General features: G+C 33.0%; 1 pseudogene. It reads left to right on the forward strand.

The features are described 5' to 3' along the window. Positions 1–220 precede the first annotated feature (220 nt). Positions 221–1,020, forward strand: a pseudogene (locus AC2A1C_RS15810) (hypothetical protein); the annotation flags it as partial.

Here is a 1,020-nt window from a genome sequence, read left to right on the forward strand (position 1 = left end):
TATAAAATGTGTTATCTGCATTTGAAGGCAGATAACACATTTAACAATCCACTTAATGAAAATCAATATTGGTTTCAGAGGTTTCTTTCAAAGATTAATATATTGGCAGAATTCTTAGAAAATACAGAATAATTTAGTTTTAGCAATGGAAGGAATTAATGCCGATGTTACACAGTTACCGAATTTCTGCACAACAATAATAAATTAACATCTACATACAATGAAAAAAATAATATTAAGTTTAGGACTATTGTCTGCAGGTTTGGTATCTGCGCAATCATGGAATACCACTGGTAATACAAATACCAATCCCTCTACAGATTTTATAGGAACAACAGATAATCAGCCGCTGGTTTTTAAAACAAATAATAGTGAGAAAATGAAAATTTCTCCTAATGGAAGATTTTTATTTTTCAATATCACATCACCAGGACAAATCTGGGATAAAAACCTATTTTTTGGAGGGGGAATAGATAATCCTTCAGGAACAGGAAATGTTGTCTTTGGGATGGGAGCACTTACGCAAAACACTATAGGTAACGGAAACACAGCTTTAGGAAATAATGCAATGTCTTTGATGACAAGTGGCGATTTTAACTTAGCCTTAGGAATGAATAGTATGAGAAATACTGAATCGGGTATGTATAATACTGCAGTAGGAATGAATGCACTGGAAAGTTTTAAATCTGGTGTTGGAAATACTTCTGTAGGAACAGGCTCAATGGCACTTGGTAATTTGACAGGGGATTTTAATGTAGCCTTAGGATTGAATGGATTACGATATTTAAAAACAGGTAATAATAATGTTTCGGTAGGAGCAGATTCGTATAGAGCTTTGGTAACAGGGTCTAATAATATTAGCTTGGGTTTTTCCAATGCAAGATATATTACTTCAGGATCTAACAATATTTTTATAGGAAGTAACATTATTCCGTACAACACTACATCTCCCAATAATGAACTGAATATAGGAAATTGGATTTTTGGAAATAATGGCAACATAGGAATAGGCGCTATCAA

It is taken from the genome of Chryseobacterium sp. HNCC26DJ241, from assembly GCF_057180505.1.